Here is a 22,179-nt window from a genome sequence, read left to right as displayed (position 1 = left end):
ATTATATAATATATTAAAAATATATTAATTTAATTATTCATTATTAAGTTAATATTATTTATTTATATTATTTTATTTTAAAAAACATATTTTTTGGTAATTTATATGGATAGTGCAGTTCTATTTTCAGGTGGAAAAGACAGTACACTTGCATTATATAAAGCATTAGAAAATGGTGATAATGTTAGATATTTATTATCTATGAAAAGTAAAAATTCATCAAGCTATATGTTTCATGTTCCAAATATTGATCTCACTGATTTAATAGCCGAGGCTGTTAATATACCTCTTATAAAGGGCGAAACCAATGGAATTAAGGAAGAAGAACTTCAAGATTTAAAAAAGGAATTTGAATTTCTTAAACTTAATGGCATAAAACGTATATATACAGGTGCATTATATTCAAATTATCAAAAATCAAGAATAGAAAAGATTGCAGATGAGTTGAATATGGATGTTATTTCACCATTTTGGCATGTTAATGAAGAGGAATATATGAAAATGATTGTGGATTTAGGTTTTGATGTAATCATATGCGGTGTTTATGCATATGGTTTAGATAAATCTTTTTTAGGAAGACATATTGACTATAATTTAATTGAGGATATTAAAAACATTAGCAAAAAGGTCCCTGTTAATCTTGCATTTGAAGGTGGGGAAGCTGAAACATTTGTTCTTGATGGCCCGATTTTTAATAAAAGAATAAAAATTATTAAAGCTGAAGTAGACTGGCATTTTGATAATGGCACATATATAATATCTGATGCAGTATTAGAAAATAAAAAATAGTTTATATTAAATATTATCACATATAATTTACTGTTTATATTTTATCTTGTATAATGCCTTTTAATTTTTATATTTTTTGGCTCATAATTAAATTCAACTAAATCATCATATTTCACTATCTACATATATATATGTAAATAATCTTTTTTTGCATTTTTAACATTTTTTTATATTTGCATAAATTTTTAAATATATTAGAGTTAAATGACTAAAAATAATAAATTTTATTAATATTCATAACTAAATATAATAATTATGATACCTAAAAACCATCCTCGATATGAATCTTTAATTTTAAGAGATAAAGTTAAAAATGCTTTTATAGAGGGCTATTTAGCTGACACAGGAATGATAGCTCATGGTAGAGGGGAAACATTTGATTATTTAATTGGTGAGGAGACTGTTGATAGTGCATATAAAGCTATTGAAGCTGCAGTTGCATTAATTCTTCTTGCAGATAATTCTGTATTATCTGTAAATGGTAATGTTACAGCACTTGCAATAGATGAGATAATCGAACTTGCAAGAGAAACTGATAGTCAAATTGAAATCAATTTGTTCTATAGGACTGAGAAAAGAGTAGATAAAATTGCCGAATTATTTAAAGATCATGGCTATGATAATATTTTAGGTACAAATGATGATGATTTGTATTATTTTGATAAAATAAACAATCCACGAGCAACAGCAAGTTTAAGAGGAATATATATTGCAGATGTAATATTGGTTCCTTTAGAAGATGGAGACCGTGCAGAACTATTAAAAAATGCAGGTAAAAAGATTATATGTATAGATTTAAACCCATTATCTAGAACATCTGAAATGTCTGATATATCAATTGTTGATAATGTTGTAAGGGCCATTCCATTAATGAGTAAAATTGCTCATGAATATAAAAATAAGGACAAAAGATTTCTTGAAAATATTGTAGAAAATTTCAATAATGAGGAAAATCTTAAAAAATCTTTAAATTCATTTAAAATACAGAAATTATGATGAAAATATAAAAATAATTTTTAAATAATTGTTATAAATAAATAAATTAATTTAATGGTTTTTAATCTAAATAATGACTATATGTCTTTTTAATTATAATTTTATTTTACTTAGAATAAATAAAAAAAATATTAATGTAAAAGAACAAATAATTTATATAATAAATTTTATAAAATTTTATGGATAACGTGTAAAGATGAAAATTATAGGGATTTCTGGTATGCCTGGCTCTGGAAAAAGTGTCATATCCACTAAAGCTGAGGAAAATGGTGCTATTGTTGTTAATATGGGTGATAGGGTTCGTGAAGAAGCTAATAAAAGAAATGAAGATTCAAGAATCACCGCAGTTAAACTTAGGGAAGAACAGGGAGAATATGTAGTGGCTAAATTAACCATTAATAAGATTAAAGAAATTATTGCCTCTACCAATGATTTATCTGGGAAGTTGATTGTTGTTGAGGGTATTAGAAGTCCATATGAAGTTAAAATGTTTAGAGAAAACTTTAATGATTTTAAAATTTTATCTGTATTTTCATCTCCTAAAATTAGATTTGAAAGGTTAAAACTTAGAAAACGTATGGATGATTCAAATAAATATGAAATATTTGAAAAAAGAGATCAAAATGAATTGAATTTTGGAGTAGGAACTGTTATTGCTACTTCAGATTATTTGATTATTAATGAATCAAGTATGGAGTCATATCAAACTGAAGTTGATAATTTTTTAACTAAAATAATGAACTAATTTTATTAATATATCTAAAAAAAAATATGGATAATAATATTTAATATATAAATATAAAGTATTTTATCTTTTAATTACCTAATAGTAAATATTACTAAAGTTTCCACATCTATAATAAATATAGAATTATATAATAAAAAATTTTACTTATTTAAATAGTTAGAATCATATATTAAATTTTCAAAAATAATTTAATTAAGTAAAAGTTTATATATTAATTTTAAACAATATTATAATGAGTCTGATTTTAAGTTGATATGTGTAGTTTACCACCATTACCACCCAAGCTACATGTTTTGATTTGAAGTTGGGCTCATTTTTATTAAAACATTTTGTTTTTTTTTAATGTCTTAAAATAAATATATAGATTTGACTATCAACATATAGGCATTTTATCTATGGAAATAATCATAAACATTTGATGCTACTTTTTTATTCATTCCATCAACTGATAAAAGCTCATCAAAACTTGCATTTTTAATATCTTCTATTGTTTTAAATTCTTTAAGCAGTGCAAGTTTTCTTTTTAAACCTATACCAGATATATTATCTAATTCAGATTCGGTTATTTTTTCAGATCTTAATTTTCTGTGGTATGTTACTCCAAATCTGTGGGCTTCATCTCTTAATCTTTGTAAAATATGTAAAGATTCTTTATTATGTGGAATTATTATAGGTTCATTAGATTGTGGAACATATATTTCTTCGAATTCTTTTGCAAGACCTATTAATGGTATATCTTCAAGGCCTAATTCATTTAAAACTTGAACTGCAATGTTAAGTTGACCTTTTCCACCATCTATTAGTACAAGGTCTGGTTTTTTATAATCTTCTTCACCTACTAAAGATTTAAATCTACGTATTAACAGTTCTCTCATCATTCCATAATCATTAGGTCCTGGAGTTTCTAGTTTAAATCTTTTATATTGTTTCTTATTAGGTTGTCCATCAAAAAAGCTGACTTTAGATCCTACTTGTAAAGTTCCTGAAATATTACTTACATCATATCCTTCGATTACATGAGGTACATTTTTTAATTTTAAATAATTTTGTAATTCTATGAGGGAACTTGTAACTTTTTCCTTTTGTTTTTTAATAATTTCAGCATTTGCCATTCTAGTTAAACGTAATTTTTTACCTTTTTGAGGAATAGTTATTTTAACCTTATTTCCTCGTAAATCACTTAACCATTCTGAAATTAATGTTAAATCTTTAAGATTATCTTCTAAAATAATTTCTTTAGGTATATGGCGATTAATACCATAATATTGTTGGATGAAACTGTATAATACCTCTTCTATTTTCTGATTTTTAGTATTATCCATTAAATAATCATCTTTTGATACGATTTTTCCATTGCGAATAGATAATATAACTATTATGGTCGTATCTTCATTTTCACAACTTGCAATTATGTCTTGGTCTAGTTCATCATTTAATTCAACAAATTGTTTAACCATTACTTCTTCTATTGAATTTATTTGGTCTCTTATAATGGCTGCTTTTTCAAATTCCATATTGGTTGATGCTTCTTTCATCTCAATTTTCAAATCTTTTATAATTTCATTATATTTTCCTTGGAAGAATAAATCTATTTTATCAATAATTTCAGCATATTCCTTTTTGGATATGGAACCATTACATGGACCATAACATAAATCTATTTGACTGTTAAGGCAAGGTCCATCCATATTTTTACATGTTCTTATTTTAAATAATTGTTTTAAAAATTTTACTGTTGAGCGAACTGATCCTACATCTGTAAATGGTCCAAAATAACTTCCTTTTTTTGTAATATTACGTGTTATTATAAGTCTTGGAAAATCTTCATCTGTAATTTTAACATAAGGATATCTTTTATCATCTTTAAGGCGAATATTATATTTAGGCCTATGTTTTTTAATTAATGTAGCTTCTAAAATAAGTGCTTCTTTTTCTGATTGAGTTACAATATATTCTAAACTGTGAAAATGATTCATTAATACTCTAGTTTTTGGCCTATCAACATTATCTTTAAAGTAGGATTTTACTCTTTTTCTTAGAGATTTTGATTTTCCAACATATATAATCTTCTCATTTATATCTTTCATTATATATACGCCAGGTTTTAATGGAAGATTATCTGCTGATTTTACTTTAGTTGCCATTTAATCAAATTATTTATTATTAATATTATTAAAATCTTCGTAAGTATTATAATAATACATTCATAGGTTTAATCTTATTATCTTTATATGTATTATAGTTAATATTTTTAATTTTATTTATTTTTCTCAAAAAAATGTAATATGTTTATTTAATTTTTTATATATTTGTATATTTATTTTTAATTTTTTAAACAAAATTATATAATTTCATTTTATAGACAAAACATTTATATATTATATTAAATTAATATAATTTTGATTTAAGAATATTCTTAAATCATTTTAGAGAAATTATGGGAAATCATACATATTCACCCCCTTAAACGTATGTTTTTTTTCAAAAGTATATTAAACCTTTTTTATTCCCATGATTTTTCTATAAAATTCTAATTTTAAATAATTCTTTATATTTCATTAATTCTATTTTATTATTTTACCAATAATTTTTTATTTTAATTTACTTATGGTTCAAAAATAGAATTTTAACTAAAAAAAATAGTAATATTAGATAATTAAAAGAAAATAAAATTAAAGAAGATAAAAATAGTATATATTATTAATTTTTCAATTGAATTTCACCATTTATATTTACTAAAACTGATTCAGCCAACATTAAATCTATAACACTATTAATTTTAGCTGAAGTTTTCTTTGATGTAGATTTAAAGCCAAAGTTACGTGCAACCGTTTTAGTTAATTTATCAATACTCAAATGTTCTTTAAATAATAAAACTAATTTTATATTGGCTACTATTTCATCATTACAAATATAATCAATATTAGGTTTAACCCTTTCTCTGATTTCAACTTCAGAATTTATATCCTGAGTGTATAAGAATTGATCAATAACAGTTATGAAACCATTAGTCTCACCATAAGAAATTCCATCTTCAACTGCTGTTTTAAGTTTAGTGCTTGCTCTTTTAATGTCTGATTGATTTTTTATTCTTTTAATAACTATATCTTTATGAACAGGTCCTTCAGTTTCTACAATCTTATGAATTTGTTCTGCAAGATATGATATGGATTTGTCATATACATCTTCAGGTGTATTTAAGTCTAAATCTATTACTTCAACATAAGGTTTAATATAATCTTTCATAGTTTTACCTTTTTTAGGTAGCTTACGTGTATCATGAGCTTTTAATTGATTATTCTCATTATACCTTCTTTTTTCTATTGCCTTATATTGAGTATCAAAATCTTCAATAATATTTTCTAGTTCCTCAAAATCAGATTCATTGTGTTTAGATTTTTTAATATTATCTAAATCTTCTTTATCGATTACTGTAGAATCTGTAACATATTCATCTGTTTGCTTGTTTAATATATCGGAATCATTAATATATTCATCAAATATATTATCTGAAGAAATGTTTTCTGAATCTATATTTTCCTCTTCACTTTCATAAACTTTAGAACCTGCAGTAATCTCATCTGTTGAATCATCACTTATAATAACTCCATCATTTGTTTCTTCAATATTTTTTTCCATTTCACTTAAATCATCAGATATTCTATCTATAACATGGACTACTTCTGTTGGTGTAGGATTTTCAATTTCTTTAAGGGAATTGTTGATATATTCCAGTTCTTTTTTAACATTGGAAATTCTATCAAATATTGATTCATTTTTATTGTTCCGACTATAATATAAGTTATTTTTCTTTAATGGACTGTTAACATCTGAAATACTTATGAAATCTTCATCAGTATTTGAAGTTTCATCTATTTCAATACCTTGGTTTAAATATTCATCTTGGTTTTCATTAATAAATTGTTCATTTTCAACACTAGAGATATCTGTATTATCATCATTATCTATAATTTTTATAGCATCTTCATTATTTTGATCTGATGATGTATTATCTTTACTTAAGTCACTATCATTTAAAATATTTAAGTCGTTATTATTATTTACAGCAGGGTTTGATTCATGTATTTTATCATATGTATTTATTGAACTATCTTTGGATGAATTTGGGTTTATGATAGATGTAATTACATTGTTTAAATCTTCATCTGATACCTCATCACTATTATTAACATTTTTTAAATCCTCAGTATTATCATTATCTTCATTATTCTTTATTAGGCCTTTAATTTCATTCATATTTCCATTAATTTTATCTTCATTCTCATCAGTATAAATTTTTTCTTCAATATTATTATTTGGATATATAATTTCATCCTCGTTATCAGAGGTTTCATCTGTATTTTCATTATCCGAGCTTATATCATTATTTTCCTCATTAGAACTTTCTTTTTTATCTGTATTTTTTTCTACATATCCTATAAGTTCTTCATTATCAGAAAGTTCTTTATCTATAGGGACTTCTACTATTTCATATTCATCATTAGTATCATCAATATATTCAACTAATTCTTCTCCTTCTTTAAGCTTTCTATCTATAGGGACTTCTACTATTTCATATTCTTCATTAGTATCATCAATATATTCAACTAATTCTTCTCCTTCTTTAAGCTTTCTATCTATAGGAACTTCAACATATTCATATTCACCGTCAAATCCAAGAATTTTACCTTCATCTGAATCTCTATTATTATCTTTTTTAGGTTTTTCATTGGATATTTTCTCATCAGAAGAGCTTATATCATTCGATTTGGTTTTATTATAATATGACTTATCTGTAATGTTTTCATTATTTATAGAATTATCTTTTAAATGCATATCTTCTTTAGGATTTGAATTATTTTCATTTTCTTCTAATTGAGTGTCTTTATTGGATTTATTATTATCAGTTGATGTTATAGAAGATAATTTGGAGTTTATAAATGAACCTATGTTTTTAATTCTATTACCTGGTGAGTTATTATCTTGATTATCCGAACTGCTTAGAGTATCACTTGTTTTAGAACTTTGGATATTATTTTTATTATTTTCAGATTCTGTTGATGATAAAATATCATTGTTAGGTTGATTATTTCTAGTTTTGTTATTATTCGTGTTTTTAGTATTATTTGTATTATTAGTATTATTCTTATTTGAACTACTTGATTTTCTTATATTGCTGTTGGTCTTTTCATTTACACCATCTAGTTCAGCATCTGCTTCTTTTTTCAACTCTTTTATCATATTTTCATCAACGGCATTAATTTCTTCCAATTCATTATCTCTATGTGTGGACTTATTTTTTGTTGATGAAAATATTTTATTAATTAATCCTCCAGAAGATTCTTTCTTATACGGGGAGTTTATTTCATTATCCTCTTCATCATCACTAAATTGGTCAATAAGTTCTTTAGAACGTTTTTCTTTAGATGAGATATCTTCATTATCATTATTAGATTCATTATCAATCTCTTCTACATTATTTACACTCAAATCATCATTTGATTTATCACTATTAGAACTTAAAGAGTCTTCTTTATGAGGGCTGCTTCCTAGAGCTACATCAATATCTGGAGAGTTTTTATCACCATCCTCACTTTCCACATTTTCTTCATTTAATTTTTCAAGTTTTTCTTGTTCTTTTTGTTTTTTCGCTTCTTCTTTTTTTCTTCTCTCTTCTTCTTCAGCTTTTTTAAGTTCTTCTAATCTTTTTTGTTTTTCAGCTTCCATTTTTGCTTTAAATTTACGTTCTTTTTCTTCCCGTTTTTCATCATCTTTTATAATATCTCTTTTACTTTGTTCTATAGTTTGGATTAATCTTTCTTTAGAAACTTCTCTATTTCTATACCAATCAGTAGACCATAAGTGGTATAATCTCCATCCTAATCCTTCAAGTACCTGTTCTCTTAGACGATCTCTATCTCTTGCAACTTTACTTGAAGAATAGATTTTACCATCTGTTGTTATACCTAAGATGTATCGGCCAGGGTTATCATCATCTACAATAGCTAAATCTACTCTAAAACCAGCACACCCTATATGTTTATCTACAGTATAGCCACTTTCAATAAGGTAAGTATAGATTGCCTCATCAAATGGTTCAATATTATCATCAAATTTAGGAATATTTCCCATTGTTAAATTTTCAGCATATTCTAAAAATTCCTTAAGTGCCCTTACACCAAATGGGGGATTAGCTGTTAATTGTATGTCATGAGATCTGAAATTAGAGAAAACTACACATTTTTCTTTTGCACGTGTTACAAGCACATTCAAACGACGTTCTCCACCATCCTGATTAAGTGGACCAAAGTTTAGTGACATTTTTCTATTCTGGTCAAATCCATAACCTACACTAATAAGAATAACATCACGTTCATCTCCTTGAATGGTTTCAAGGTTTTTTACAAAGAATCTATCTTCACGATTTTCTGCAAATAATGGTTCAAGTTCTGGACGTTGTCTTCTTTCTCTTTCTAATTCTTCTAAAATTGCATTTCTTTGTGCAACTGAAAATGTTCCAACACCTAAACTTTTACTGTCTCCATATTTTTCAAAGTGTTCAAAGATTGCCTCAACGACTTCCCGTGCTTCACCTTTATTGTAGGAACCTTCTCCTCTTTCATATACTGTATCAGGACAATATTTAAATTTAAGTCCAAGTTCCGGATTATCATGGGACGGGGAAGGATATACAAGTAAATTATTATCATAAAATTCCCTATTAGATACCGCAATTAATGATTCATGACGGCTTCTATAGTGCCATTTCAACATTTTAACTGGAAATGACATTTTACATAAATGGAGAATACTTTCCATATCCAATGCACCTGCTACCTCATCATGGGATTCCCCTTCAACTATCTGATCAAAAAATGATGTTGGAGGTAATTGTTGAGTATCACCCATAACAACAGCAGTTTTGCCTCTCATAAATGCACCAAGTGCATCCTCTGGTTTAACTTGACTTGCTTCATCAAAAATAACCACATCAAATTGTAATTTAGGATTAGTTGGGTCTAGATACTGTGCAATAGATAATGGACTCATCATAAATATAGGTTTTATTTGCTTTATAACATCTCCTGCTTTTTCTAGAAGTTTTCTAACTGGTAAATGTCCACTTTTTCTAGTAAATTCTCCAGCTAAAATTCTTGCTTCTTCGTTATCAGCCTGGCCATATATTTTTGGAATTTTTCTATTTAATTTATTAAATACTCTTTTTTGATTTAATTTAAGGATTTTCCTATCTAAATCTTTAAACTCTTTTATACGGTTTTCATGTAATTCTCCTACAAATGCATTGAGTTCAGGATTATCAATAAATAATTTATTAAGTAAACTATCTGCAAAATTACCTAATACTAATGGTTTAACTTCATCCATTTTAATTTTTCTTTTTTCTATAGTATTTATAAATAAATTAGCTTCCGTGCCTTTACAATCTTCTTTTGCTTGTAAATATTGGCTCCATAAATGTAGTGATGAAAAATGACCATTCCATTTATTAAATTGTTTAATCCAATCTTCAAATAATACATCATCTGAATCCATCTTAAATATCTGGCGAGTATTAGGTCTTAATTTAGATTGAAGTTTATTAAGTTCTTTTTTAAAGTTTTCGCCCTGTTTTATAAAATCTTTTAATAAATCTATTATAGGCTCTACCTGAAAGTCATTGCTTATATAATCATAAATTTTTTCAGTGAATATTTCAAGTTTGAATAGGTGTTTCAATTCAAACATCCAATTATATATTTTTTTAAGCTCATTAGGAGATTGTGATAAATTCCAAGCACTTGAAAAGTATTTGAATCCTGCTTCTTTTTCACTTTCCATAAGTATAGATAATGTTTTAAATTTCTTTACATTTTCCAAATCATTTATAATTTCTGAATCTTTTGGAACTTTAACTTTATAATATTGAGAGATTTCTTTTTTATTTGATTTTGAAAAGAATGAAAACCTTTTATTTTGTAATTCTTCAATTTCACTTATTAAACGGTCAATATCTTCTGTAAGTAAGCTTTCATCAAATTTCATATCAAATGCTTTTTTAAATTTCTGATAGTTTTCCAAATCTTCTATTAACTTAAGAGCACCTTTAGGATTATCCCAAGCAGGTGATAATAGTAACTGTTTATCAACAAGAGGATAATCACCATCTAAAAAGTCTAATGCTTTAATGGTTTCATTATAACTTTTAAGATTTTTAGGTTGTTTGATTCCATAATTATCTTCAACAATTTCTGCTTCTACTTTAAAATCATCTAAAGCATGGGAGGAATCTGTAATTAACATTTCAATTTCTCTTAAATCACTTGGGAGTAAACTGTTAGGTGAACAGTAACTCCATGGATTTTCACGATTAATAGTACCATATAATTCAGATAAGTTTTCAAGTAAAATTATAATCTCATCTAAATCCTTCATTGTTAAATCTTCAGCATTTTCAAATCTAACCAAAGGCAGGATTTTTGATTGGCTTTGGAAATATTCTTCTGCAAATTCCTTTTTACCATATAAATCAAATGCTGATAACTGTACAGCATATAAAGGTTTGTGTATAAGTTCTGCATAATCATCTAATTGTACTTTTAATGTTTCAAGTTTTCTTAATGTACGATTAATGTCTAAATCATTTGTACTTCTAATATTTGCAGACTTTTGAAGTTCTTTTAGGAATTTTTTACGTCTTGTTTTATGTGAATGTAATTCTAAAACAAACTTACCAAGTCCTACTGAGGCCAGTCTACTTTTTACAACTTCAAGTGCTGCCATCTTCTCTGAAACAAATAGCACAGTTTTATCTTCAGCAATAAGTTCTGCAATTAAGTTAACAATTGTTTGTGATTTTCCTGTTCCCGGAGGACCTTCTACTACAAGGTTACGTCCTGCTTTAACATCTTCTATAACAGCTATCTGTGATGAATCTGCATCCAATACTTGATACATATCCTTATAGCTAATCTTTTCATCTACTTCATCTTCCTTAAATTCATGAGTATCATTTGATGATGGATCAAATATTGCCTGTATAAGGGGATGATTTGTCAAATCAACATTATCTTCCCAACTTTGAGGATTTAAGTCATTGTACATAATAAATTTGGTAAATGAAAAGAAACCTAAAGCTACTTTATTAGTAACTTCCCAATTTTTCATCTTATGTACAGCTTCTGATACACTTCTAATATAATGGTCTGGAGCTTCTATAAAATTAGCTGCTTCAAAATTAGGTATTACTATTCCATCTTCTGCAAGTTTTGTTTTAAGTGAAATATTAGTTTGAATATCTTCACCTGTCCAGGAAATTGTAAATGAATTACCTATTTGTTTTCTATGCATAGTTACTGGTATTAAAATAAGAGGAGCTAAATTGGTTTTTTTAGGTTTGGATTTATCAATCCATTTTAAAAATCCAATTGCCATATATAAAATATTGTAACCTTGTTCTTCAACCATAGTTTTAGATTGATTATTGATATAGAACAATTTCTTCTCTAGACCTTTTTCTGTTAGATTAACTTCTAGTTTAGTATCATCATGACTAAAGTGGGTAAATGAGGGTTTTTTAAATCCAAATCTTGATGCTTCTTCTTCTGCATTTTTTTCTTGGTTTGATATAAATTTCATTGATTTATTCTGAAGAACAAGAAGATTATACATATTTTTAGGAGTTTGATTAGATATTGTAAGAGTTTGTGCACGATCTTTAAAATTTAATAACTGATTTCTAAGTGTTAAATCTAAAAGATTTTTTCGTAAATCCTTAAACTCCTTTTCAATTTTTTTGGATGATGATTTTTTTACATTAACCCCTTTGAACATAATAAATTACTCACTATTATTTTAAATTTTTATAAAATAATTTTTAAAATATAATAATTTCTTGATAATGAAATTAATAATTTGATATTATATAATAATGTAATTTATTATATTTAATATATATAATAAAGTTTTCTAAAATTCTTAAATTTTAAAAAAACTCATTGCTAATATTAAAGTAGAAAAATAAGTAATAAAGTTTAAAATATTGTATATGCTTTTATTTAAATTATATAATTGATAAAAAATATGGAATTTATTAAAAAAATAGACAAATTCAATAAAATTAAATTATAAAATAAACTAAAGTAACTTAATGGAATAAAATTAGATTAAATTAAATAAATCTAATACAATAATATTAAATTATAAAATTAAAGTAAAAAGGAATAGATTTAATTAAATATATCAAATTGAATAATATAAAATTTAATTAAATAGAAAAAATAAAGTAATTATTTATTCATTACCTATTTTTTCAATTGCCTTAACAATCAATTCAATAGTGTTTTCAATATCTTCAGCACTAGCTACACTACATGGAGTATGGATATATCTTGTAGGTACTGAAAATACTCCAGTTGGAATACCTTCTCTTTGAAGTTGTATTGTAGAACCATCAGTAGTTCCACCATCTCCAACTTCTAATTGGTAAGGTATATCATTTTCATCTCCGGTGGAAATAAGAAGATCTCTAACCTTTTTAGGAGTTATTATTCCTCTTCCTCCTGCATCAATAAGAACTATTACTGGACCATCACCCATTGTTGCAGGTGCTTCATCTGGTTTAACACCAGGATGATCTCCAGATAATGTTGTATCTAAAGCAAAAGCCCAATCTGGATTTAATTTGAATGCTGCTACTCTTGCACCTTTAAGTCCCACTTCTTCTTGAACTGTTCCAACCCCATAAACAGTTGCATCGGTATTTACTCTTTTAAGTACTTCCATAACAACATAACATCCTGCACGATTATCAATTGCTTTTCCCATAAAACAATTATGAGGATATTCTGCAAATATTGAATTGATGGTAATAGGATCACCAACAGAAACCATACTTTCAGCTTCTTCTTTATCTTTTGCACCAATGTCAATAAACATTTGATCAAAAGGCATTACTTTTTTTCTCTCTTCAGCAGTAGTGATGTGAGGTGGTTTTGAACCAAGTACTCCTGTTACATCACCTTGTGCACTGTGGATGGTGACTGTTTGATTTTGTAACATCTGATCGTTGATTCCACCAATTTTACTAAATCTTAAAAATCCATTATCATCTATAAAACGAACCATCAAACCAATTTCATCCATATGGCTTGCTAACATAACAGAAGGTTTGGACTTTTTACCTTTTTTGGTACATATCATATTTCCCATATTGTCTTTTTCTATTGTATCTACTACATCTTTTAATTCACGTTCAAATATTTCTGCAATATCCTCTTCAAAACCAGAAATACCATTGGTTTGACATAATTCTCTCATAAGATCCATATTAAAATATTTATCAGCTTTAGATTTGCCTTCCTTTTTACTCATCTAATCATCTCATTTTCACATCTTTTAATTATCATATATTCATATTAATAAATAATACTTTCGAATTAAAATTAATTAATATTTATAAATAAATTCTCAGTAATAGTAATTTTATAAAAAAATATTTAATATTAATAAAAAAATTTCTAATATTGTATCCAAATGATTATATTATAAAGAAATTCTAATTAATAGTAATTTTATAAAAAAAATATTTAACTTTTATAAATATTCTAATTTTATATTCATATAATTAATATTATCAAAAAAAACAATTTATCTATAAAATTATATTAAATAAATAACTTTCAATTATTATTATTATTTATTATTATTTATAATTATTTCATTGTAATTATCAATGATGATGTTTATTTAATTTTAAAATCAATATTTATTGTAAATTATAAATTACTTTGATTTATTGCTTAATGCTTTAAATCCGATTGGTACAGTACTATATTTAGTACCTGCTGCTGCAATTACATCCCATACTTTATTTGATACAAATGATTTAGGTTTCCATGGAACATTTTCATCTTGACCTACTAAAAATACTTCATCTACAATATTCTTTTCAAGTAAATACATTAATATTCCACTTACAACTCCTCCATCTTGACCATTAATACTATTGGATTTGACTTCCATGATTTCTATATATTCTCCAAATGGTTTAGAGTCTATATCTTCAGGTAAAATTTCAGTACTTACATAGGTTCTAGGGCATGCATAATAACATGCATGACAATCATCATCACATTCACCATATGCCTGTGGTTTTCTATCGTTTATTTGAATTATATTGGATTTGCATACATATTCACATGCTCCACATAGTACACATCCTCCAACACTAATTACATCAGCTTCAAGATTACTGAATTGACAGTTACATGATTGGGTATGTAGTGTTTCTTCTGTTACATGTCTTTGTGATAGTACCTGTCTTGCTACTCTTTCACGAGATTGTATGTTTTTTTGATTTTTAGTGATTTTATTATTTGCAATTGTTTTAAGTAAATTTATGCCTTTATCAGATAAATCTTCACAGATTATTAAGTCTTTCTCTTTAAGTTCATTAATTATTTTTTGACCTTTTTTTGTTCTAACTATTACAGTGGAGTATCCATCTTTAGATCCAACAGAACCTACTGATATATCAGATAAATCTGATGTATAATCAGTACATATATGACAGTTTTTACGTGTAAAAATATTTGTTTCACTTATTGGTATTGAAAATTGATTACCGTCTATTAGATTTACTAAAAATTTACCTTTATCTATTCTAAATTCTTTAATCTCATACATTTCTATATTATTTTGTTTTAAGAATTTTTCAAGATAAGTATATGAAAAGTTTTCCATACAGAATAATCCTATTTTAATATCTATAGGTGAACCTCCAGTAATATCACTATATTTATTAATTTTTGTTGCTGCCATTATTTGACATGGAGTTCCAACCATTGCTGTTTTTATTTGATCCATTTAATCACCTTAATCAAATTTTGATTTTGATTAAATAATAATATTATTTTGTTTTTTAAGTTTATCCATTGGTATAGTTTTTTTTATTAATATGCCTTTATGTTATTAAATAAAAATAATATTATTGTTTAAATAATCTTTAAAGGATTAATTAATAAATATTTAATTAATTATTTAAATTTATTAATCTTTAATATACATATTTCATTAATAGATTTAATTTATTAAATTAATTCAATAATAATATTTAATTTCTTATGATTATTTAAAGCTTATTAATAATGTGTACAAAATCCTATTTTTTTTATAAATTTGATTAATTTGAACAAATTTTATGATTAAAAAATAATTATTTTGAATAATATTTAATTTTATTTTATATATTTTTTTTTAAAATTTATTAGTTAATAGTTTAAATTTTATTATTTTTTATAAACATTTACATAATTTAAAAAAAGTAAATTTTATCGGAAAATATCTTCCAATATAATTTTTTATATAAAAATTAGAAGAAATTTAATTTACATTAAAATTAAAAACTTATCTCATCATAAATTTTTTTGAAAATATGCACAAGAGATGTAATATCTAGACGATTATGTCTTACAATAGGAACAAGAGGTCCAATATTACCTGTTTCAACATAGCTTTTATAATATCCTGGTATGTATTTACCTGAAACATCATCAAACCTTTCAAATTTACATATATAACTTTCAACAGTAGGAAGTCTACAGTTTTTAAGTCTTTGTTTATAAAGATTTCTTGCATAATATAATAAATCATAATTATGGTGTTTGGTGTAATTTATAGAAAAGTAATCTGCCCTATTTCGGATAAATGGAATATCAAAACTAGCTCCATTATATGAAACATGCACTGAATCATCATCTAAATTAGATAGATATGCTTCTATAATGGCTGGTTCTTCTTTACCCTCCCTTTGAAGATATTGTTTGGTAATAATTTTATTTTTATGAATGCTACTAACACCAATTAAAATAATAGGAAGATTTGAAAGACCCATAGTTTCAATATCCATGAATTTTAAATTTTCAATATCAAGTGTGGATGCTGCCATAATAGATTTAAAGTTTTTATGTGATTTTAAATAATTGAACAATGTATTAAAATCTGAAGATTTGATTTTTAAAAGAGTTTCCCTAGCTGCATTTGAATATGTGGGATGGTCTGTCAAATGATAAATATTAGTAAAACCCTTATTTTTAAGAATTTTTTCTTTTTTTGGACCTATACCCTCTATTAATTTTAAATCATAAATGAGTTTGTCTTTTAGATTATTGTCTTTAAGTTTGAAATTAATTTTTTCTTTATTAGTTATTTCAAGAGTTTCACCAAAACTGGTATCTATGGTAGTAATTGTTGAATAGTCATCAAATCTTTTATCCTCATACCTTAAAAGTAGTTCTTCTTTAAGTTTTTCAAAATAATTTCCAGAAGAAGATTCATTACTCTTTTTAGTTTTTTGATAATTATTATCATCAAAAAGCCTAAAAGAATCTTTGTATGATTTTAAAAGTGCATTTTTTAAATACAATTCCATATCGTCTTGTCTAGACATATAATCACTAATTAAGCTTATATAGTAAAAGTTTAATAAAATATTATCTTAAAGTTCATATCCACTAAATATTATTTATTTTATAAATTATAAAGATTTTTATAAATATTAATTATTATAAAGTTTATAGAATTTAGAAAAAAATATATATAGATTAAATCAAATTTTAAAAGAGATAGTTTGAATTTAATAAATATTCTAGGAATTTAAAATGAAAACTGAATTTAAAGAGTTTACAATTAAAAATACTATTATTGGTCCTATTACAATTGTTTTTTATAATAAAGGCAATTTATTAATCAAAGAGATTATACTATCTAATCAAAATACTAATTCATCTCATATTGCATATGAAAAGTATGATAGTATAGAGGAATCATCATATGATGATTTGGATTATAATCTTAAAAGACTTATTACAAATATTGAAAAGTACTTAAATGGTGAAGATGTAGAGTTTACTCTTGATTATTTGGATTTATCTTCATTTACTCCATTTCAGCAGGATGTTTTAATTACTGAATTCAATACAAAAAAAGGAACAATTAATACTTATGGCCAGATTGCAGCTATGATTAATAGACCTAAGTCTTATAGGGCAGTTGGTAATGTTTTAAGCCACAACCCTTATCCTATTATTATACCATGCCATAGGACAGTTAGAAAAGATTGGACTATAGGAGGATTTAATGGTCATGCTTATGGAGATAAATCTAAAGAAATCCTCTTAAGTCTAGAAGGAATTGAAATTAAAGAAAAGAAAGTTATAAGTGAAAGTACTATAATATCACTTAATAAAAAAGATCAAACAAAATTAATATAAATAAAAATTACTTATAATAGTATAAGTACTATTTACAATTAATATCATTTTATTAGAAAATATAATATTTTATGAATTAGTAAGATATATTTATATGAATTTGTAAATATCATTTAAAAATTATTTTTTTTATTTAATCAAAATATTATGGGGATTTTATGAATTTTAAAAAAGCAACAATATGTGGAATTCTTTCTTATTTTTTTGTATATGCTTGCTCTACATTAACAAATGATTCTGTCCATATGAAATTTTTCTTTTTTAACACTCATTTACCATTATGGATAGTATTTGGAGCTCTTATATTTGGAGTTGTATATGTAAGAACCCTTCATGAACATGAGATATTTGAAGGATTTCTTGCAGGTTTATATTTTGCAATTATTTCAATTATTCTAGATATGGTTACTATGTTTTTTACTCATAATATTAATATTGGAAGTAATTTTACTAAAATATATTTTGCTAAAATATCCTATATGTATATAATTTATCCTATTGTTATTACTTCACTTGGATATTTGGCTAATTTTGAAGTTCAATTAAAATAAACTTTTTTGAAGTTTAATTAAAATAATACTTAATATAATAAAATTCATTTTAAAATAATGAAAAAGAATATATACTATTTATATATAAAAATATTCTTTGTTATTTAAATAATAATTTAATAAATAATCATTTTATATTTTAATTTTTAAAAGGTTAGAAAATGGCAGAGAAAAATCAATGGGAAAATGCTTTTACTTTTATGATGGCTATGATTGGTTCAGCTGTAGGTTTAGGTAATATTTGGCGTTTTCCATATATAGCATATTCAAATGGTGGGGGAAAATTTATTATTCCTTATATAGTTGCTATACTTTGTGTAGGAATACCCTTTATCTATGTTGAATATGGTGCTGGATACAGATTTAAGGCAAGTTTAAGTAAAATTTTAAGGAATATAAACGAAAAATATGAAGTTATTGGATGGTTTGTATTAATTATTCCATATTTAATCTTAACTTATTATACTTGTATTATAGGATGGAACATTATCTATTTATTTTTAAGTTTTTTTAAAGGATGGGGACCAGATACAGATGGCTTTTTTACACAGTCAATGCTTCATTCTACAACTAATCCTATGGGAATATTTTCAATAGTCATACCGATATTTTTATCAGTAGCTTTTGCATGGGTGATTATATGGTTTATATCACATAGGGATTTAAATAAGGGTCTTGGAAAAGCATGTAAAATTTTAATTCCTCTTTTATTTTTCATAATGGCAGGAATTGTTTTCTATTCAATCACATTACCTGGAGCATCTGCAGGAATTCATGCTTTATTTACTCCACAATGGGGTTCTGATCCATTAGGTGATTTATTGAATTTAAATATATGGTTGGCTGCTTTTGGTCAAATCGTATTTTCACTTAGTTTAGGTTTATGTATAATGTTAACTTATTCAAGCTATTTGCCTAAAGGTGTAAATCTTGTTAAAAATGGTTTTATTGTTGCAATTACAAACAGTGCATTTGAAATATTTACTGCTGTTGGAATGTTTTCTATTATTGGATATATGAGTCTTACAAGTCATGTTCCAATAGATAATGTAATAACTGATGGTGCAGGTCTTGCATTTATTGTACTTCCAAGTGTTTTCAATACTATGGGTAATGCAGGATATATTATAGGACCATTGTTCTTTATTTGTTTATTTTTTGCAGCTATTACATCAGCATTATCACTTGTCGAGCCACTTTCAGCTGCCTTATCTGATAAATTTGGTATGAGCCGTGAAAAAGCTACAAAATATATATGTGTTGTAGGATTTTTAATTTCCATAATCTATACATCAGGTTATGGTATTACATTACTTACCTACTTTGATAATTTCCTAAACCAATTTGGATTATTACTTACTATTATTATTGAATGTATAATCTTTGGTTGGATTTATAAAATTGAGGATATTATTGAAACTATTAATGAGAATTCCAAAATAAAAATGGGTAAATTATGGAAATTCATTATAAAGTATTTCATACCTATTGTAATTGGATTTATGTGGATTAAAGGTAATTTTGATAATTTTGTAAATGAAGGTTTCATGAAAACAGTTATTCAGCTTATTCTTCTTGCTGTAATGATATTAGTACCTATTATACTTACAAAATTACCTTCAAAAGTAGAAGATTATTAATTATAAAGAAAATTAATATTATTATAAAATATAAAAATTGAATCGGAGGATATAATGGCGGATAATAATCAACATGCTCATCATGACCATCATGGTGGAGCAAATATGAGTGAAGAAGAACAAAAAGCTAGAATTCAACAAGAAATTAACATTGCTAATAATATGTCCCATATTAAACATAAAATCGTTGTTATGAGTGGAAAAGGTGGTGTAGGTAAATCAACTGTTGCTGCTAATTTAGCAGAAACTTTCCAAAAATTAGGATATAAAACAGGTATTCTTGATGTGGATATTCATGGGCCAAATATCCCTAAATTATTCGGTAAGGAAGGGGAAGTATTAGGTATTGAAGAAGAAAAAATATTACCTGTAATGAGTGAGGATGGTGTAGCTATTATGAGTATGGGCTTTTTACTTGATAGTCAAGATACACCTATAATTTGGAGGGGTCCACAAAAAACAGGTGTTATAAGACAGTTTATATCAGATGTAAAATGGGGTAATCTTGATGTTTTAATTATTGATAACCCTCCTGGAACTGGAGATGAACCATTAACTGTTCTTCAAACAATTCCTGATGCTGATGCAGTGGTTATGGTTACAACACCTAACTCCTTATCTCAAGAGGATGTTTTAAAATGTGTTACAATGACTAAAAAAATGAATATTGATCAAATCGGTTTAGTTGAAAATATGGCATACTTAATCTGTCCTAATTGTGATGAAAAACTAAATATCTTCGGGGAAAGTCAAGGAGATAAATTTGCTGAATTGATGGATATTGATTATTTAGGTAGTATTCCACTTACAGAAGATGTTGCAAAGGCTGTTGATGATGATACTATAATTACAGCTAAAGATGGAAAACACATTGTATCTAAAGAATTTAAATCTATTGTAAATAAAATCGAAAATGATTTCTTTAAAGATTAATTAATTCTTTAATATTATTTTTTCTCTTTTTCATTTGTCCAAAATAATTATAGGAGTATAATATTATGATATCTGAGGAGGCTTATGAAGGTATGAAATTTGGTATTAATGCGACTAATGAAGATGATAAATTAATACCTATTAGTGATTTGTTTAATAAATTTGAGATTGAATGTCCTAACTGGTTAAAACCATATTTTGTAGCTAAAGAGTGGTTAGATAGTGAGTATCAATTTGAAGGGGAAGTTCATTGTTGGTGTTTTTTTGGCCGTCTGTCGCAGCATTGGTATGATAGATTAGTATTTGATGGGGAATCTCTTACAAATGAAATTATTGATCCGTTTGGAATGCATCATAGTGTTGTTGAATGTGTTTTTGAGGAAGGATCATATATAAGTTAATTTTGTTCCTATGTTTAATTTAATTCTTTAAACCCTTATTTTACGAAACTGATTTCCAAATCGCTTTATTTGCTGACAACAGGTATATGGTGGGATATACCAAAAGAGGCAATGTCAACCTGATAAAGGTTCTAAAGCCTGATGATTAGTATCAGTTTCCATAACTATTTTCCTTTTAATTTTTTTAATAAGGTCTCTTCCAATATTATAAACTTTTTTTTTAAAATTTACACTTCTTATAGGGAAGTAATTCAATGGGATTGATAATAGGATTCATTTCTATTTCTTTTTGATTTTAATTTTATAGGGTGCTAGATTTTTTAGTATGAGAAACTTGCACAAAACTCTTATTTTTACTAAATTCAATTAATTTATATTTATTTTATAACGGTGTTTTCATAAAATTCATTAAATTTAAAATAGGGAAATTTAAATCGGTATATTTAAATATAATGTATAACATATATTTATTTGAGGCTAAAAATGTTACTGAGTTTAAATTACGATTCAAAAGACCCAAAGTTTAATTTGTTAGGCAAAATATTTAAAATTATCGATTCTAAAAAATTTAAAGACACATGCAACCGAAAAGGAATTACAAATCGTCAAATGATGCTAATTTCAATTAAAATTCTATTTATGAGTATGTATTTTAATTATACCGTTCTGATGTTGTTAAAGAGTTAAATCGTAGTGCAAAATTGAGAAAATTTGCAGGATTTTCTAAAGAAATACCGATCACAGGGCAGATTTTGAATTCATGAGTAGATATTCCGCAGAACAATACTGTAAAATAGTAAATTCAACTCTAATGAGGTTTAACAAACAAAATAGAGGAACATATAATCGTTT

13 protein-coding genes are annotated in these 22,179 nt (G+C 25.6%); 8 read left to right on the top strand and 5 right to left on the bottom strand.

What is annotated here, in order from left to right:
- Positions 1-105 precede the first annotated feature (105 nt).
- The 3 genes from QZ146_RS03380 (at position 106) to QZ146_RS03370 (ending at position 2,530) form a co-directional block, all read left to right on the top strand.
- Positions 106-789 (top strand): diphthine--ammonia ligase, encoded by a 684-nt coding sequence (locus QZ146_RS03380; RefSeq protein WP_295722246.1) that lies wholly within the window; start codon positions 106-108, stop codon positions 787-789.
- A 255-nt stretch (positions 790-1,044) separates the two neighbouring features.
- Entirely contained in the window at positions 1,045-1,785 is a 741-nt protein-coding gene (locus QZ146_RS03375) for a phosphopantothenate/pantothenate synthetase (protein WP_295722245.1), read from the top strand.
- A 196-nt stretch (positions 1,786-1,981) separates the two neighbouring features.
- The gene (locus QZ146_RS03370) at positions 1,982-2,530 is read left to right on the top strand and encodes an AAA family ATPase (protein WP_295722244.1); all 549 of its coding nucleotides are present in this window, start codon (positions 1,982-1,984) and stop codon (positions 2,528-2,530) included.
- Positions 2,531-2,922: 392 nt separating this feature from the next.
- Here QZ146_RS03370 and uvrC read toward each other — a convergent pair whose 3' ends face one another.
- The 5 genes from uvrC to QZ146_RS03345 all read right to left on the bottom strand — a co-directional run bounded on the left by uvrC (position 2,923) and on the right by QZ146_RS03345 (position 16,979).
- Positions 2,923-4,677: an excinuclease ABC subunit UvrC gene (gene uvrC / locus QZ146_RS03365; RefSeq protein ID WP_295722243.1), complete on the bottom strand. Its 1,755-nt coding sequence runs from the start codon at positions 4,675-4,677 to the stop codon at positions 2,923-2,925.
- Between the two features lie 556 nt (positions 4,678-5,233).
- Complete coding sequence (locus QZ146_RS03360; RefSeq protein ID WP_295722242.1) at positions 5,234-12,364, bottom strand: DUF3320 domain-containing protein; 7,131 nt, start codon at positions 12,362-12,364, stop codon at positions 5,234-5,236.
- A gap of 459 nt (positions 12,365-12,823) precedes the next feature.
- Positions 12,824-13,903 carry a M42 family metallopeptidase gene (locus QZ146_RS03355; RefSeq protein ID WP_295722241.1) on the bottom strand — a complete coding sequence of 360 codons (1,080 nt, stop codon included), beginning with the start codon at positions 13,901-13,903 and terminating at the stop codon, positions 12,824-12,826.
- 411 nt (positions 13,904-14,314) lie between these two features.
- On the bottom strand, positions 14,315-15,397 hold the full coding sequence (locus QZ146_RS03350) for a Coenzyme F420 hydrogenase/dehydrogenase, beta subunit C-terminal domain (RefSeq protein ID WP_295722240.1): 1,083 nt from the start codon (positions 15,395-15,397) through the stop codon (positions 14,315-14,317).
- Between the two features lie 532 nt (positions 15,398-15,929).
- Positions 15,930-16,979, bottom strand: coding sequence for a ribonuclease H-like domain-containing protein (locus tag QZ146_RS03345; RefSeq protein ID WP_295722239.1), 1,050 nt, complete (start codon positions 16,977-16,979; stop codon positions 15,930-15,932).
- Between the two features lie 211 nt (positions 16,980-17,190).
- Here QZ146_RS03345 and QZ146_RS03340 point away from each other — a divergent pair, with 211 nt between their 5' ends.
- The 5 genes from QZ146_RS03340 (at position 17,191) to QZ146_RS03320 (ending at position 21,327) form a co-directional block, all read left to right on the top strand.
- Positions 17,191-17,802 carry a methylated-DNA--[protein]-cysteine S-methyltransferase gene (locus QZ146_RS03340; RefSeq protein ID WP_295722238.1) on the top strand — a complete coding sequence of 204 codons (612 nt, stop codon included), beginning with the start codon at positions 17,191-17,193 and terminating at the stop codon, positions 17,800-17,802.
- Between the two features lie 158 nt (positions 17,803-17,960).
- Positions 17,961-18,353: a hypothetical protein gene (locus QZ146_RS03335; RefSeq protein ID WP_295722237.1), complete on the top strand. Its 393-nt coding sequence runs from the start codon at positions 17,961-17,963 to the stop codon at positions 18,351-18,353.
- 161 nt (positions 18,354-18,514) lie between these two features.
- Positions 18,515-19,993, top strand: a complete 1,479-nt coding sequence (locus QZ146_RS03330; protein WP_295722236.1) for a sodium-dependent transporter — start codon at positions 18,515-18,517, stop codon at positions 19,991-19,993.
- Positions 19,994-20,047: 54 nt separating this feature from the next.
- Entirely contained in the window at positions 20,048-20,926 is an 879-nt protein-coding gene (locus QZ146_RS03325) for an Mrp/NBP35 family ATP-binding protein (protein ID WP_295722235.1), read from the top strand.
- 65 nt (positions 20,927-20,991) lie between these two features.
- Positions 20,992-21,327, top strand: a complete 336-nt coding sequence (locus tag QZ146_RS03320; RefSeq protein ID WP_295722234.1) for a hypothetical protein — start codon at positions 20,992-20,994, stop codon at positions 21,325-21,327.
- Positions 21,328-22,179 lie beyond the last annotated feature (852 nt).

The organism is uncultured Methanobrevibacter sp. (genome assembly GCF_905235195.1).
GTDB lineage: Archaea > Methanobacteriota > Methanobacteria > Methanobacteriales > Methanobacteriaceae > Methanarmilla.
This window is presented reverse-complemented; position numbering and strand designations above follow the sequence as displayed.